Consider the following 15,729-nt stretch of genomic DNA (forward strand, 5'->3'; position numbering starts at 1 on the left):
AGCGTGCGCGGACGGTGGGGCGCATCGCTTGCGCAGTTCTAGCGATTCGCTGATCGGTGCGGTGATGAACGCTTAGCTGGCCTCATCGCCCTTATGGCGTTATGCTTCTCATGCTGCAACGCACCACTGCGCCTCTCCCCAAGGCCCGAGCATTCCCTATGTCCGCTTCCGCACCCGCTCTTGATCCGGGCACCCCGCCCATTCGCGTTCCCCACGTTGGGCTCGTCATCCTTGCGCTCGCCGTGGGTGGCTTCGCCATCGGCACGACCGAGTTCGCCACAATGAGCATGCTGCCGCTGTTTGCGCAGGGGCTTGGCATTGATGCACCAACCGCCGGCCATGCCATCAGTGCGTATGCACTGGGTGTGGTGGTGGGTGCTCCCGTGATCACCGTGCTCGGCGCACGCCTGCCACGTCGCGGGCTGCTGTTGATGCTGATGGCGATGTTCACGGTGTTCAACGGGCTCACTGGCCTGTCGCCCAGCTATCACTGGATGCTGGTGTTTCGTTTTCTCAGCGGCCTGCCGCACGGTGCGTACTTCGGTGTGGCTGCGCTGGTGGCCAGTTCGCTAGTGCCCGCCAACCGCCGTACACGCGCGGTCGGCCAGATGTTCCTGGGCCTTACCTGCGCCACCATCGTCGGCGTGCCACTGGCGAGTTGGCTGGGCCAAGCGGTGGGCTGGCGCTGGAGCTTTGCGCTGGTGGCCCTGCTGGGCGTCGCCACCATGATCGCGGTCTACACCTTTGCGCCAAACACGCCGGCCGATGCCAAGGCGAGCCCACTGCGTGAACTCGGCGCACTGAAGCGCCCGCAGGTATGGATGACGCTAGGTATTGGCGCCATCGGTTTCGGCGGTCTGTTTGCGGTGTACACCTATCTCGCCGACATCTTGCTCAAGGTGACGCATATGTCGCTGGACGCGGTGCCCTGGGTGATGGGTGTGTTCGGCATCGGCATGACGCTGGGCAACCTGATCGTGCCGATGCTTGCCGATCGCGCGTTGATGCGCACGGCGGGTGGTCTGCTGGTGTGGAGCATGCTGACGCTGGCCGTGTTCCCGTTCACCGCTGGCAACGTGTGGGCCCTGGGTGCCATTGTGTTCCTGATCGGTATGGGCGGCGCGCTGGGCACGGTGCTGCAGACGCGCTTGATGGATGTAGCCGGCGATGCGCAAGGCCTGGCCGCGTCGCTCAATCATTCCGCGTTCAACGCGGCAAACGCACTCGGCCCGTTCCTTGGCGGTCTGGCGATTGCGCACGGCTACGGCTGGACCTCACCCGGCTGGGTAGGCAGCGGTCTCGCCTTGGGTGGCTTGTTGCTGTGGTTCGTGTCGATGGCAATGGATCGCCGCGATGACGAGATGACGGCGTGCGAATCCTGCTGAATCGTCAACTCAGCAGGTCTTCCCAGTTCGCTGGCACCTTGCCCTTCGGCCCCGGTGTGGGTTGATCCAGCGGATGGAACAAGGGCGGGCGCAGCTCCGGGCCGTAGAACGCATCGCCCGTGCGGTAGTCGTAGAGCCAACGGTCGTCCGGCTCGAAGTTGGCGATCACGGGGTGACCGGTGGCATGAAAGTGCTTGCTGGCGTGCTGATGGGGTGAGCTGTCGCAACAGCCGACGTGGCCGCATTCGGCACAGCGGCGTAGGTGGAACCACCAGCCGCCGCTCTTCAGACATTCCACGCAGCCGTCGCCGCTGGGTATGGCATCGAGGTTGATACCCGATTCCTGCTTACTCATGTCCCCGCTCCTCATGGTGATGATGGCCGATCTCGTCAGTGGCGCTGCGGTCAGAAACCCAGCTCGCTCAGTCCCGGATGGTCGTCCGGACGGCGCCCGAGTGGCCAGTGGTATTTGCGTTCTGCGTCGGTGATACGCAGATCGTTGATGGATGCATGGCGATGCGTCATCAGCCCGTGTTCGTCGAACTGCCAGTTCTCGTTGCCATAGCTGCGGTACCACTGGCCGGAGTCATCGCGCCATTCATAGGCGAAACGGACCGCGATGCGGTTGCCGGCGAACGTCCACAGTTCCTTGATCAGGCGGTAGTCCAGCTCACGGTTCCACTTACGCGTAAGGAAGGCCTGCGCTTCGTCACGCCCGTGGACGAACTCGGCTCGATTGCGCCAGTAGGTATCCGGCGAGTACGCCAGCACCACTCGGGCGGGATCGCGGCTGTTCCAGCCGTCCTCGGCCAGCCGTACTTTCTGTGCCGCGGTTTCGGCGGTGAAGGGTGGAACCGGCGCACGGACTTCCATGGAACACCTCGATGACTGACCAAGCAAAGAGCAAGCGTAGCGCGGATTTCATCCACGCATTGAGAAGACTGCGGACTCTACAAAGGCAATGCGTACGTGCGTTTGACCACTTGGCTGGGCATATCGGTCTTGACGTTCTGGATGCCGTTGGCGCGTGTGAGATGGGTGGACTGGAAGTGCCGGTAATCGTCGAGGTCCGCCACGGCTACGCGTAACAGCGCATCGCTTTCGCCCAGCATGATGTAGCACTCCATCACCTGCGGCAGTCGCTGCATGGCACGGATGAACTGGTCGATGGTATCGGCGTCCTGCGCGACCAGCCACACGCGGGTAAACAGCGTGAGTCCAGCGCCCACCTTGAACGGATCGAGCACAGTGACATAGCGTTCGATAACGCCCGCTTCTTCCAGCAACTTCACCCGGCGCAGGCAGGGCGATGGCGACAGACCCACTTCGTTCGCGAGGTCGGTATTCGGCAACCGCGCATTCTCCTGCAGGGCGCGCAGAATCCGCTTGTCGGTCTCGTCCAGCCGGATTGGCATGGTGCGTCACCCTTGACGAAGAGATTGGCATGATATGCCAAACATCGTGGTATTGGCGCGATAGTTGGCACCCTATGCCGGGCGTTGCCGCGTAGCCTGATGGCATGGACATCCACACGTTGCTGCTGTTCGTCGCCACGGTATTCCCGCTGATCTGCGTGCCTGGACCTGACATGCTCTACATCGCGTCGCAGGCCATATCCGGCGATGCTCGCGCCGGACTGCGCGCGACGGCAGGCGTGTGCACGGGTTATGTGTTGCACTCACTGCTGGTGGCGTTCGGCCTTGCGGCGGTGATTACCGCCTCGCCCGTATTGTTTCATGCACTGCGCTGGGCAGGTGTGGCCTATCTGATTTACCTTGCCGTGCGCTTGCTACGTTCAGCGATGCGGCCCGGCCTTATTGCACTGCCAACCGCGCAGGTGACGTCGCAACTACGCCGCGGCTTTTTTACGGCAGCGCTCAATCCCAAGGGGATGATGATCTATTTCGCGATGTTGCCGCAGTTCGTGCATCCGGGGCATGCGGTCGCATTGCAGGCGATGTTGTTGTCGGCCATCTTCATCGCGCTGTGCGCACTGGTGTACAGCGTACTGAGTGTGGTGCTCGCCCGTACCGGCAAGGCTGGCGGGCTGAGCGATCGCCGGCGGCGCTGCGTGGAAGGCGTATCCGGCGGCATGCTTTTCGCTGCAGCCGCCAAACTGGCAAGCACGTAGCAAGCACGTAGCCCGGATGAAGCGAAGCGCAATCCGGGGTGGCGCATCGGCGGCGTGATCCCGGATTGCGCTTCGCTTCATCCGGGCTACGGTGTCACGGTGTCACGGTGTTACGGCGTCAGCGTTTGAGGTCGTTCTTGTCGACGTCGCCGCCCTTCATGACGAACGCTACGTGCTCAAGCTGGGATACATCTTTGATCGGGTCGCCGTTTACCGCGACGAGGTCAGCGTAGTACCCCGGCGCCACCGCACCCACCTTGCCCGTCATGCCGAGCAGATCCGCGGCCGTCACCGTGGCCGCCTGGATGGCCTGCATGGGCGTCATGCCCCACTTGGTCATCACGGCAAACTGCTTGGCGTTCCAGCCATGCGGATACACGCCGGCGTCGGTGCCGAAGGTCATCTTCTCGCCGGCCTTCACCGCACGCTGGAAGTTCTCGCGCTGCAGACGACCCACCATCCTCTCTTTTTCGATGGTGCTCGCAGGGAAGCCCTTCTTGGCGTATTCGCTGAGGATGTAGTCGTCGTTGTAGACGTCGAAATCCAGATACGTGCCGTGCTGCTTCGCTAGCTTCAGGCCTTCATCGTCGATCAGGCTGCTGTGCTCCACCGAATCGACGCCCGCCCGGATGGCCATCTTGATGGCTTCGGCACCATGCGCGTGCGCGGCGACCTTCTTGCCCCAGCGATGCGCTTCGTCGACCACGGCGTTCATTTCTTCCTGCGAGTACTGCGGTGCCCCCACCGAGGTTTCCGCACTCAGCACGCCGGCGCTCGCCATGAACTTGATCACGTCGGCGCCGTGTTTGACGTTCTCTCGCACGCGATGGCGGATGGCGTCGACACCATCGGCCACGCCGTTGACGTCGTGAAACTCGATCCACGGCGAGAAACCCGTGGTGCCGTCGGCATGACCGCCTGTCGCGCCCAGCGGCGGGCCAGACACCAGCATGCGCGGGCCTGGGATGTCACCGCGATTGATCGCATCGCGCAGCGAGATATCAACGTAGTCGTCAGCGCCGACATTACGCACAGTGGTAAAGCCTGCATCCAGCGTGCGCTTAGCGTAGGTGGGCGAGAGGATCGCCGAATCGATGGCGGTGCGCTTGAGTATGGCCTCGTAGTAGTCGCCCTTCACCTCGCCCGGATCGCCGGTAAGGTGTACGTGGCAGTCGATCAGGCCGGGCAGCAGCGTGGCGCTACCGAGATCGATGATCTTGACGCCTGCGGGCACTTGCCCGTCGTAACGCACTTCGACGATGTGATCGCCTTCGATGATCACCAGCGGGTTGTCGCGCACGGTGCCGGCTTTGGTGTCGACAAGGTGGGCGGCGCGTACAGCGACGCGCGTCGGCACGGGCGCATCGTCAGCCGCGGCTACAGCGGACGCACCAAGGCCAAGGGTGATGGCAGCAAAGAGGGGCAACAAGCGCATGGAATGACTCCGCAAGCGATGACGAGAAGTGACGGGCGAATAGCCCGACACAGCGCATCGCGCCGAGTCCATGCCGCTCCCCCTTTCGGCACCTTACCGCAGGGATGACCACGCCTGTCCATGACCGGTGGCCTACACGGACTGCCACTCCCGTTGTCTGATCGAACACACCAGAACGGGACCGGCGCTTATGCGCCGGTCCCGCGGGTGTTACGGCTGGTTTCCTGCCGCCTGCACCGCGGCATACGCGTTGACGATACCCGCGCCAATCGGCTTGCTGCCACTCGGCGTCACGTGCGGCGTGGTGGCCGTGGACTTGAGCAACGAGGTCACCTGCGCCGGCGTCAGCAACGCCTTGCCGAGCGACAGACGATAGCTCTGCATCAGCGCCACGATACCCGCTACGTGCGGCGTGGCCTGCGAGGTGCCTGCCATGCCACCGTAAGTCGCCGTGGTCGGGGTGGTGGTGCCGGCATTGATGGTCGACCAGATGAAGCCGGTGGTCGCCTGCGTGCCGCTGGACGCATCACCCTTGTAGACGCCGCCGCCCGGGGCGGCGATGGTGACGATGGTGCCGTAGTTGGAGTAATAGGCGCGTGTGCTCGTCACGCCCGTTGCTGCCACCACCACTGCACCTGCACAACTGGCCGGCGAGTAATTCGCAGCGTTGGCGTTGCTGTTACCGGCAGCCACCACCACGGTAGCGCCGCGGCCGACCGCGCCAGTGATCGCCTGCCCCAGCACGCTGCTGGACGGGCACGTACCCGAGCCGCCGAGGCTGAGGCTGAGCACCTTCGCGGGATTGGCATTGGCCGGCACGCCCGACACGCTGCCGCCCGATGACCAGGTGATGGCATCGGCGATATCGGCATTGGACCCACCGCAATGGCCAAGCACGCGCACCGGCACCACTCGCGAGTTGTATGAGGTACCCGCCATGCCGGTGCTGTTGTTGGTGATCTCACCGCCTGCCGTGCCGAACACGTGCGTGCCGTGCCAGCTGCTGTCCTCGGCAGCCTGATTCGAGCCGCATTGATTCGCGGTGGTCCAGTCACCGGTATCCCAACCGCCGGCCACGCGGCCATTGGTCGAACGTCCCGACACCGATGCGGTGCTGATGAAGTCGTAGCCGGCATTGGCCAGCGAGAGGTCGAGATCCGGGTGGTTGGTGACGCCGGTGTCCAGGCTCGCAATGGTGACGCCGGTACCGTCGGCGAGGCTCCATGCCTGCTGGATATTGGCGGCACCCCAGTTGGCGACGTTCGCGTTGAGCGAGCTGTCGAAGAAGTTCGCGCCACTGGGCGTGAGGTAGTCCCACTGGTACGTGGCGTAGTACGGGTCATTCGGCGTGGTGAACGTCGCGGCGGCGGCAGGACGGATATCGTCCACGCGCTTGAGCATGTATTCGGGTTCCACATAGGCCACCGACGGATCGGCAGCAATTTGCTTGATCAGTGTCGCCGCCTCGGTGGACGACAGCGCGCGATCGGTATGCACCAGATCGGCGCCGGTCGCCAGCTTGCGTGCATAGCGCACATTGAGCACGCGCGGTGCAGCGGCCGTTCCCGCGGTCAGCTTGGCGCGCGATGCGGCGACACCAATGTTCTGCACCGCCACATTCGCATTGCTCCGTTCGGAGCTACCGCTCTTGTAGGTGATGATGAAACCGCTATAGGTCTGATCGTTCTGCAGCGGACTCACGTCGAAGTTGGCGGAAGGCGGCGGCGACGTGCCGAACTCCGCAGCGGACGCAGATGCAGACAAGGCCAACAACATCGAAACGGCCAGCAAACGCTTATACGTATGACGTTCCATTCGAGCTCCCCATACCAAGGTTGGGTCGAAGCGGTCCTCCGGCGTCCAGCCGGACCGGGCCTTGGCTCATAGGCCGGCCGCCCCGATGCATCGGGTCTTCGACAGTTGATTTCTCTGGATCGCGGGAGTCGTCCCTGACCCGCCGCGAACACGCACCAGCCCACGCCGCGCAAGGCGCAGCGACCCGAATCGACGTGGACGGAAACCCCAAAAGCAGACGCGAACACTTACCCACTCGACGGACCCAAGGGCCTGCCGATCGATGTGTCATTCATGGTGTGTCGCGCGATTCCTCACCCCTGGCGCGGCACGTCGCATGAATTCGCGACGAGGGCCATTGATTCACGGCGGAGGTGAAGGAACCGCAAAAAATTACCGAACACGGCACAAACATGCGCCGATTATGTGATTTCAATCACACAAATGGTGCTCTTGGTCCGGACAAATCGAACGTTGTTACGTTCCCGGGTGGTAGGTACGCTCGACGTGGCCCTGCAAATCCTCGGGCCAGAAGTACACGGCGCGCAGGTTGCCGGTGGTGTAGCGCTCGGCTTCGTCGTTGAAATGCGGCGACTCCGGATGGCCGCTTTCGCCGCCCGCCGTGATGGCGCGGGCCCGAACCTTGTCGCCGAACTCCACCACCGCCACGAAGCTGTTGCCGCCGGTGCCGTAGTAGCGTCGCGTGCCCGGCCAGCGATGCGCGCCGAACGAGGCGAGCGAGCCCCAGCGCGATGAGGTGAACGGCACGGGGATGCTCGGCTTACTGTCGTCGAACGGTTGCTGGATATCGCCGTTGATGCGCTGGTAGCGGTTCACCTCACCCCACGGCACACCCCAGCTGCCGAAGTCCTTCTGCAGCCGGTCGGAGGCATCTACCAAGGCATCAAGACGCGCCTTGGGGCCGGCGCGCTCGGCCATGATGTCGTAGACCGAAAGCCCTTCGGATACATCGGACTTGTCGACCTTGTCCCACAGCGTGTCACCCCAGAACACCGCCAGCGACGTCGGCATGGATGCGATGCCCCAGCGGTAATCCCAGCCCCGCAGCAGGGCGATGGGGCCGGCCAGTTTCTTCTTCAGCGGATCGTTGGCAGGCAGCGCGTCGTAATCCTTCACCAGGACGGGAATCTGTCGCGCGAACGCGGGCAGATACGAATCGAATGCAGCCGTGATCAACGACGGCAAGGTGAAGTCATGCTTGCCGCTAAGCACCATGGTGGCGTGGATGCCGCGCGGGTTCTCGCCCACGCTATCCATGTAGCGCGGGTAGTCCTCGCGCTTGGGGCTGTCTGGGCCGGCCGCCGAATACGGCCAGTCGTTGGTATTCATGATCCAGCCGTTAGCAGGATTGAGCAGATGCGGTGCCGCGTCCAGTGGCAGCAAGCCCTGCCAATCGGTGGTTGGATCGCTGCCGTCTACCGGTTTGGTGTAATCGAAGCGGTTGTCGCGCTTGGGGATGAATTGCGGATGCAGGTACGCGATCTCGCCCTTGTCGTCCGCGAAGATGGTGTTGTTCGACGAGTTCGCCTTTAGCTCTGCGATCTTCATAAAGCTGGCGAAGTCGGTGGCCTTGGTGCGCAACCAACTCTGCTCCAACGCCTCCATCGGCTTGTTCATCAGCGCGGTGGCGACCCACTTGCCGCCTTCCTCGCGCACGATGGGGCCGTGGTGCGTGGCATAGGTGGTGAACGTGCGCTGCCCCATCGAGCCATCCGCCTTGCGATAGGCGATGCTGATCGGCCGGGTGGTGACGTCCCTCGTTTCCTTGCCGTAGCGATAACCGAGCTTGCCGCCGTCTTGCACGATGGTTTCGGCAAACTCGTCCACCACATCGGCAGTGGTCGAGGTATGCATGAAACCAATGTGCTTGTTGAAACCCTGGTAGATGAAGAACTGCCCCCAGGTCACCGCGCCGTACACATCCAGTCCTGCATCGCTGGACATCTGCAGCTCGGAACGGAAGAAGAACGACGTGTGCGGATTGATCAGCAACAGCGCGTGGCCATCCGCCGTCAACTTCGGTGCAATGGCGATGCCGTTGGAACCGGTGGGCTCCACCCAACTGGATGGCGTATCGATGAAGGCCACGGCGTCGGTGGATTTTCCGTAGAACGCTTGCAGTTCCTTCAACGACACGCGCTCGATATCGCCACCGATGCTGCCTTCGCTGAAGCTCAAGGCCATCCACGGCTCGAAATGCGTGATCACACGCGGATGCACGTCTGGATGCGTGGCGAGGTAATAGTTGAGCCCATCGGCCCACGCGTCCATCAGCTCGCGCAACCAAGAAGGGCTCTTGGCGTAAAGTCGCTTCAGTTCGGCTGGGTCGATCCACAACTGCTGCCGCAGGTCCGACCAGATCGCCTTATCACCCTCGGCCTTTGCCAACCAACCGAGCGAGTTGAGGTAGTTCGTCTCGACGCGGTTGAAGTCATCCTCGGCCTGCGTATACGCCATACCGAATACCGCATCGGCATCCGTCTTGCCGTGTACGTGAGCGATACCCCAGTCGTCGCGCGTGATGGTGACGGCGGCGGCTTCGGTTTTCCAGCGGCTCTCGTCGTTGCTGGCTGCATGGACCAACGATGCGCTCGATAGAGCAAACAGCAGAGATACCGACAGCAGGCGCTTCGAGGTGGGGATTTTCACAGTTGCTCATCTCTCATCAAGGATGCACGGCGCCAACTCTGTCGACAATTTTCCTATTGCGTCATCCCGGCGCAGGCCGGGATCCAGAGACTCACCGCGTCGTAGATACGCAACGCACTGGATTCCGGCCCTTGTCCCTTTTTTCGGGATGCGCCGGAATGACGGATAGGAGTTGGTATGGAAACCCTTTATGGCATCGCCAATACATTGTTCCCACGATCCGCATCCGGCAACTTATGATCCGGATCCAGTTCGAGCTTGCTGATCTTCTTGCCCGTATGCAGCGCCAGCTTCGGCGCCGCACTCTGTCGCCATGCCTCGACCGGCACGCGCACATCTTCATGGCTGCCGTCGGCATAGTCGACGCGAAGCGTGGCAGGCATCACCAGTTTCTGCTTGCTGGCGAGCGTGATCTGCACGCCCTTGGACGGATCGTTGTCCACGTAGCTGGCGCCCGTGATGCCCATGTCGAGCTGCCAGTTGTTGAGATACCAGCCGCGCCACCACCACGAGAGATCCTCGCCGGCTTCGCTGCTCATGAAGCGGAAGAAGTCCGACGGCGTGGGATGGTGATAGGCCCACGTGGCGATGTACTTGCGGAAAGCTGGGTCGAAGCGCTCGGGGCCCAGGATCTGCTCACGCAGCAACACCAGACCCAACGCGCCCTTGAAGTAGCTTACCGAGTGTCGGTACTTCTCCGAGATCGAATCGGAGTGCGCGAGCAGCGTAGGCGCATTTGCGTCGGCCAGTACCGAAAGGATCTCGTCCACCGGGTTGCCACCCTTGGGCGCGTACTCGCTGTCGCGCTTGGGCGCAAACTCGCCCTTGTTGAACGCATCGGAGGCATACACGTCGATGAAGGTATTGAAACCTTCATCCATGAACGCGTTACGGCGCTCGTTGGAGCCGACGATCATCGGGAACCAGCCGTGGCCGAGTTCGTGCGCGGTGATCCAGAACAGCATCGGCCCCTTGTCGTCGTAACCGTCGAACACGATGCCGGGGTATTCCATGCCTGCGCCATGGCCACCGAGGTTCACCGCAGCAGGCCAGGGATATGCATACCACTTGGAGGAGAAGTGCTCGATGGAGCCCTTCACGTACTCGGTGGAGCGATTCCACGCATCCTTGCCCACACCTTCCACCGGATACACCGACATGGCGAGCGCATGCTTGCCTTCGGGCAGGTTGATGCGCGCCGCATCCCATACGAAGGCCGGCGAAGCGGCAAACGCCACATCGCGCGTGTGCTCCATGTGGAAGCGCCAGGTCTGCGTGCCGCTTTGCTTCGGGTGGCTGGTGGGATCGTTCACTTCCTGCGGCGAACGGATCATCACCGTGGCATCGCTCTGCGCAGCTTCCGCGAGGCGCTTCTGCTGCGTGGCGGTAAGTACTTCGTTGCCATTGGTGAGCGCGCCGGAGCCGGCAACGATGTAGTTCCATGGCACGGTCACGGCGTAATCGATGTCGCCGTACTCAAGGTAGAACTCCGAACCGAGATAAGGCTGGGTGTCCCAACCGCGCAAGTCGTCGTAAACGGCCATGCGGGGGAACCACTGGGCGATCTCGTAGATGTCGCCGTTCTTCGTGGGCGTCACCGCGGTACGTCCACCCCAAGTGCCCGGCACGGTGTAGTGGTAGCGGATGCGCAGCTTCGCCTGCTTGCCACTGGCAGCCAGCGCCTGCGACAGGTCGACGCGCATGCGCGTGTCGTCGACCAGGAAATGCACGGGTTTGCCGTCTACTTCCACCGCGTCGATCTGGTAGCCGTCGGTAAAGTCGCTGCGCGGACGCGGCGAGCCGAGCGAGGCCCGCGAGTCGCGACGGTAGATGTTCTGGTCCAGTTGCACCCACAACACGTCCAGCGCATCCGGGCCGTGATTGGTATAGGTGATGGTTTCGTCGCCGCGTAGCGTATGCGTGGCGGGGTCGATGTTCGCCTGGATGGCGTAATCCACCCGGTTTTGCCAGAACTGCGGCCCGGGCTTGCCGGCGCCGTCGCGAAAGGCGTTGGCCGCATCGGGCAGCGATAGCGGCGCAAACAGCACCTGGGGATCGAAAGCGGCGTCCGTGCCGTCGGCGAAGGCCGGCGCACTCATAGCGCCAGCCGCAAGCAGACCCGCGCCAATTGCGCAGGCCAGGACGAGTTTCTTCATCAGGCGTATTCCTCAAGGCTCCCCGTATAGAACCCGACACTATAGGTAGCGGGTCGCCAGGTGAACCGGGCCAGTGGTCATGGGCCGCCCCGCAGCTTTGTGCGAACGCCGCCGAAAGAGGCCGCGCGCCCAAGGCGGTACAATGGCTAGATGAGCACTCCCGAACATTCCCCGCTCGGCAAGACCACCGTCTACGCCGACCGCTACGACCCGTCCCTGTTGTTCCCCATCCCGCGCCAGGCCAAGCGTGACGAGATCCGCGTGACCGCGCCGCTGCCGTTCCATGGCGAGGACGTCTGGAACGCCTATGAGCTGTCCTGGCTCGACGCGCGCGGCAAGCCGGTGGTGGCGCTGGCCGAGTTCCGCGTGCCGGCGACCTCGCCGAACATCATCGAGTCGAAGTCGTTCAAGCTGTACCTCAATGGCTTTTCGCAAGAACGCATCGCGAATCGCGAGCAGCTAGCCAGCACGCTGGGCAAAGATCTTTCCGCTGCCGCCGGTGCGCCGGTGGGCGTACTGCTGAGCGACGCGCGCGCGCGCGGCCATACGGTCATCGACCTGATGGGTACGCTGATCGACGCGCTGCCCATCGACATCGATGACTATGGCCCGCCGCGTGCCGATTACCTCGCCGCCGACGGCACGAAACCGATCATGGAGGAAGCACTGGTATCCAACCTGCTGCGTTCCAACTGTCCGGTGACCGGCCAGCCGGACTGGGGCAGCGTGCAGGTCCACTACCGAGGCGCACCCATCGACCGTGCCGGGCTGCTGCGTTACCTGGTCTCATTCCGCAACCACAACGAGTTTCACGAGCAGTGCGTGGAGCGCATTTTCGTCGACGTCATGGAGCGCTGCCGGCCGGAGCAACTCATCGTCTATGCACGCTATACGCGGCGTGGCGGGCTGGACATCAACCCCTACCGCAGCACGGGCACCGAGCGCCCAGGCAACCCGCGCGGCGCACGCCAGTAAAACGCGACATACTCGTGAAGAGCGTGTCGACGAAAGAGCGTAGTAATCGCAGCTTCAGATCGCCGGGACTAGCCTGAGCGGAATCAGGCGCCCGGCAGTGCTTCAATGCCGGCCGGGTGTGAGTCCGCCACCAGCCATGGGGTCAGACATGAATATCCAGCCACGCAAAACGGCTTTGTACTGCACGACCCTTGCCGGCCTGCTTGTGCTGAGCGCGTGCGGCAAGAACCACGAAGCGTCCAACACCACACCTGCCGCGCCGACCTCCAGTGCGCCAGCACCGACAGCACCCGCGCCTCCGGCTACCGCCCCCACACCGGCACCGCCGAGCAGCGCGCCAGCCCCCACCAGCACTGCGCCGGCTCCAGCCCAGACCACGGCAAAGTCGGCCAGCGTGAACAGCGCCGGTGCCATCCGGGTTGCTGCGGTGACCATCGGCAGCCAGGTCGATGCGGCTCTTGCCATCAGCAAAGAGCAGCGCCAGTTCGCACCGGAAGACAAAGCCATCTATGCCAGCGTCGCCACCATCGGCGCCGCCGACAACGCGACGCTGAACGCCAAGTGGAGCTATGTCGATGGAAAGGACGAGCTGTTCAGCAGCACCACCGAATCGATTGCCACCGATGGCCCTGCCGTCACCACCTTCAAGGTACAGAACCCCAACGCATGGCCGAAGGGTAAGTACAAAGTGGTGATCTCGCTCAACGGTAAGCAAGTGGCGAGTGAAGACTTCGAAGTCAGGGCATCCAGCTAAGCCACTGGTTCAGCCAATGGGAAAGAAAAGAAGCGCCCGAGGGCGCTTCTTTGTCTTGGACTTGCTGTGCTTTCTTCAGATCTTGGCCAGCTCGTTCAAGCGGAAACCACCGATGATCTGGGTAACTCCGTAAACCAGCGCGAGCGCGCCGATCCAGATGGTGACCGTGAATACGCCGGCGCCCGGGTACATGAAGAGCAACACACCCAGCACGATTGCAAGCACGCCGCTGAGACCAATCACCCAATCTCCCTTGATCTCGCCGCGGGCACAGAGCGCGAAAATAACGCGCACGATGCCTGCAATGATCAGCCATGCCGTCAGCATGATGAACAGGATGCCAGCCATCTGCGCGGGTTGCGAAACGGCAGCCACACCGAACAACAGCGAGACCACGGCGTACAACAATAGCCAGCCCTTGGAGATAGTCACGTGCTTGCGGAACAGAGCGATCACGCTTACCAGACCCTCCGCAATCGAAACGATACCAATAGCCCATGCCAACCCTACCGCACTGCTAATGGGGTACATCATCAAACTGACGCCGAAGAGGACTGAGATGATTCCGTAGAACATGAGAATCCATCCACTTCCTTTCATTGATTGTTGTGCACTCGTTTGCATGAAATCTCTCCGCGTGTGGGTTCAATGGTTTTGTACGACCGCTCGTCGATACTTCCACGATCGTAAATACCGTTGAACGCTATTCCTATCGTCGTGGCGCGGATAAAGCTGTAGGAAAACTGCGCATCAATTCACTCGGGCGCTCATACTCAACAAGACGCCCCTGAATACCCACGACCCGCCATGACACAAACGGCACGCGCACTTAACCTGGCGACTGTTCGAATCCATCCCTGCAATGCGCATTGCATTTGTCCGACAACCGATGAGGATTAGTCATGAATCAAGACACCATCCAGGGGCATTGGAAACAGCTCAGCGGCCAGATCAAGGAACACTGGGGAAAACTTACCGATGACGACCTCAAGGTCGCCGAAGGCAACGCCGAATACCTGTCAGGCAAACTGCAGGAGCGCTATGGCCTGGCGCAAGACGAGGCCATGAAGCAGGTCAAGGCCTTCGAGAAAGGTATCAAGCACCACTGATTCAACCCATGGCAGGCGCGCCCGCTCCGCTGGAGTGGGCGCGCTTCGGTGGAACCGTGTGGCATCACTGATCGACGCAGTAGAGCTCGAACAGGCGCGCCATGAGGGCGTGGACGCGTTCATCGCGAATCGCGTAATAGATCGATTGCCCTTCGCGTCGTCCGGCCACCAATCCATCGCGTCGCAACAGCGACAGGTGCTGGGAAACGACGCTTTGCGCCAAACCCAATGCATCAGCAAGATCGCCCACCGAACGCTCACCATCCAACAATTGGCAAACCAGCATCAAGCGATTGGTGCTGCCGAGCGCCTTGAGCACGCTCACGGCTTCCTCGGCATGGCGCTGCATGGCCTCTGGCGTGACAGCCGTCGAACGACGCGCGGTGACACCCATCCTGCTACGACTCATGAGTGACCCAGTTCCGTTGGCACGTGGTATCTCCAGCCATCACAGCGCGTCGAGCGGGATCTTGAGGTAACGCGTGCCGTTGTCTTCGGCAGGTGGCAACTGTCCGGCACGCATGTTCACCTGCACAGCAGGCAGCAACAGACGCGGCATAGCGAGCGTGGCGTCGCGTGTGCTGCGCATGTGCACGAACTCGTCTTCGGCGGTGCCCTCGCGTACATGAATGTTGTCGCGCCGTTCAGCGCCCACGCTAGTTTCGTGCACGAAGCCGTCGCGACCCGGCGTCTTGTAATCGTGGCAAAGAAAAATGCGAGTTTCGTCCGGCAAGGCAAAGATGCGCTGGATGGAGCGGTACAGCGTGCGCGCATCGCCACCTGGGAAATCGCAGCGCGCGGTGCCGAAGTCCGGCATGAATAAGGTATCACCCACGAATGCGGCATCACCGATCACATGCGTCATGCAGGCCGGCGTATGCCCCGGCGTGTGCAGCGCCACGGCGTCGATGCTGCCAAGCTGGTAACGCTCGCCGTCCTTGAACAGATGATCGAACTGGCTGCCGTCGCGCTGGAACTCGCTGCCTGCGTTGAAGATCCGGCCAAAGGTTTCCTGCACGTCACGGATGTGCTCGCCAATACCGAGCTTGCCCCCGAGCAGCGACTGCACATAGGGCGCTGCGGAAAGATGATCCGCATGCACATGCGTATCGATGACCCATTCCACGTCCAGCCCCTGCTCTCGCACGAAATCGACCAGCGCATCGGCCGAATGGTGGCGCGTACGGCCGGAGACGGGGTCGTAATCGAGCACGCTGTCGATTACGGCCGCTTTGCTCGTCGCGGGATCCCACGCCACGTAGCTGAAGGTGTTGGTGGCCTCGTCGAAGAAGGCTTTCACGTCGGGTCGTTGCACGGCGC

General features: G+C 62.4%; 15 protein-coding genes. 5 read left to right on the forward strand and 10 right to left on the reverse strand.

Going from position 1 to position 15,729, the window contains the following annotated elements:
- Positions 1–158 precede the first annotated feature (158 nt).
- Positions 159–1,385, forward strand: coding sequence for an MFS transporter (locus DYST_RS13120; RefSeq protein WP_239946085.1), 1,227 nt, complete (start codon positions 159–161; stop codon positions 1,383–1,385).
- 4 nt (positions 1,386–1,389) lie between these two features.
- Here the strand turns inward: DYST_RS13120 and DYST_RS13125 are convergent, their stop codons facing one another.
- The 3 genes from DYST_RS13125 to DYST_RS13135 form a co-directional block, all read right to left on the reverse strand.
- Entirely contained in the window at positions 1,390–1,740 is a 351-nt protein-coding gene (locus DYST_RS13125) for a UBP-type zinc finger domain-containing protein (RefSeq protein WP_239946086.1), read from the reverse strand.
- 50 nt (positions 1,741–1,790) lie between these two features.
- The gene (locus tag DYST_RS13130) at positions 1,791–2,258 is read right to left on the reverse strand and encodes a DUF1348 family protein (protein ID WP_239946087.1); all 468 of its coding nucleotides are present in this window, start codon (positions 2,256–2,258) and stop codon (positions 1,791–1,793) included.
- 77 nt (positions 2,259–2,335) lie between these two features.
- Complete coding sequence (locus DYST_RS13135) at positions 2,336–2,800, reverse strand: Lrp/AsnC family transcriptional regulator (RefSeq protein WP_239946089.1); 465 nt, start codon at positions 2,798–2,800, stop codon at positions 2,336–2,338.
- Between the two features lie 104 nt (positions 2,801–2,904).
- On the opposite strand from DYST_RS13135, the gene DYST_RS13140 reads away from it, so the two are divergent.
- A complete protein-coding gene (locus tag DYST_RS13140) occupies positions 2,905–3,516 on the forward strand; it encodes a LysE family translocator (protein ID WP_239946090.1) in 612 nt (203 codons plus the stop codon).
- A 118-nt stretch (positions 3,517–3,634) separates the two neighbouring features.
- On the opposite strand, the gene DYST_RS13145 is transcribed toward DYST_RS13140, so the two are convergent.
- From DYST_RS13145 to DYST_RS13160, 4 genes are all read right to left on the reverse strand, one after another.
- Positions 3,635–4,951 (reverse strand): metal-dependent hydrolase family protein, encoded by a 1,317-nt coding sequence (locus tag DYST_RS13145; RefSeq protein ID WP_239946091.1) that lies wholly within the window; start codon positions 4,949–4,951, stop codon positions 3,635–3,637.
- 210 nt (positions 4,952–5,161) lie between these two features.
- Complete coding sequence (locus tag DYST_RS13150) at positions 5,162–6,766, reverse strand: S8 family serine peptidase (protein ID WP_239946092.1); 1,605 nt, start codon at positions 6,764–6,766, stop codon at positions 5,162–5,164.
- A gap of 456 nt (positions 6,767–7,222) precedes the next feature.
- Entirely contained in the window at positions 7,223–9,415 is a 2,193-nt protein-coding gene (locus DYST_RS13155; protein WP_428993908.1) for a penicillin acylase family protein, read from the reverse strand.
- A 188-nt stretch (positions 9,416–9,603) separates the two neighbouring features.
- Complete coding sequence (locus tag DYST_RS13160; protein WP_428993909.1) at positions 9,604–11,571, reverse strand: M1 family metallopeptidase; 1,968 nt, start codon at positions 11,569–11,571, stop codon at positions 9,604–9,606.
- A gap of 150 nt (positions 11,572–11,721) precedes the next feature.
- On the opposite strand from DYST_RS13160, the gene queF reads away from it, so the two are divergent.
- Positions 11,722–12,546, forward strand: a complete 825-nt coding sequence (gene queF, locus DYST_RS13165) for an NADPH-dependent 7-cyano-7-deazaguanine reductase QueF (protein ID WP_239946094.1) — start codon at positions 11,722–11,724, stop codon at positions 12,544–12,546.
- Positions 12,547–12,694: 148 nt separating this feature from the next.
- Positions 12,695–13,300: a hypothetical protein gene (locus tag DYST_RS13170; protein ID WP_239946096.1), complete on the forward strand. Its 606-nt coding sequence runs from the start codon at positions 12,695–12,697 to the stop codon at positions 13,298–13,300.
- 75 nt (positions 13,301–13,375) lie between these two features.
- On the opposite strand, the gene DYST_RS13175 is transcribed toward DYST_RS13170, so the two are convergent.
- The gene (locus tag DYST_RS13175) at positions 13,376–13,924 is read right to left on the reverse strand and encodes an HdeD family acid-resistance protein (protein WP_239946097.1); all 549 of its coding nucleotides are present in this window, start codon (positions 13,922–13,924) and stop codon (positions 13,376–13,378) included.
- Positions 13,925–14,202: 278 nt separating this feature from the next.
- Between DYST_RS13175 and DYST_RS13180 the strand changes: the two genes are divergently transcribed.
- Positions 14,203–14,409 carry a CsbD family protein gene (locus tag DYST_RS13180; RefSeq protein WP_239946102.1) on the forward strand — a complete coding sequence of 69 codons (207 nt, stop codon included), beginning with the start codon at positions 14,203–14,205 and terminating at the stop codon, positions 14,407–14,409.
- A 64-nt stretch (positions 14,410–14,473) separates the two neighbouring features.
- Here DYST_RS13180 and DYST_RS13185 read toward each other — a convergent pair whose 3' ends face one another.
- Together DYST_RS13185 and DYST_RS13190 are read right to left on the reverse strand one after the other, a co-directional pair.
- Positions 14,474–14,818 (reverse strand): ArsR/SmtB family transcription factor, encoded by a 345-nt coding sequence (locus tag DYST_RS13185; RefSeq protein ID WP_233202378.1) that lies wholly within the window; start codon positions 14,816–14,818, stop codon positions 14,474–14,476.
- 39 nt (positions 14,819–14,857) lie between these two features.
- Positions 14,858–15,724 carry an MBL fold metallo-hydrolase gene (locus DYST_RS13190; protein ID WP_102302797.1) on the reverse strand — a complete coding sequence of 289 codons (867 nt, stop codon included), beginning with the start codon at positions 15,722–15,724 and terminating at the stop codon, positions 14,858–14,860.
- Positions 15,725–15,729: the final 5 nt, after the last annotated feature.

Source organism: Dyella terrae (assembly GCF_022394535.1).
In the GTDB taxonomy this organism is placed as follows: Bacteria; Pseudomonadota; Gammaproteobacteria; order Xanthomonadales; family Rhodanobacteraceae; genus Dyella.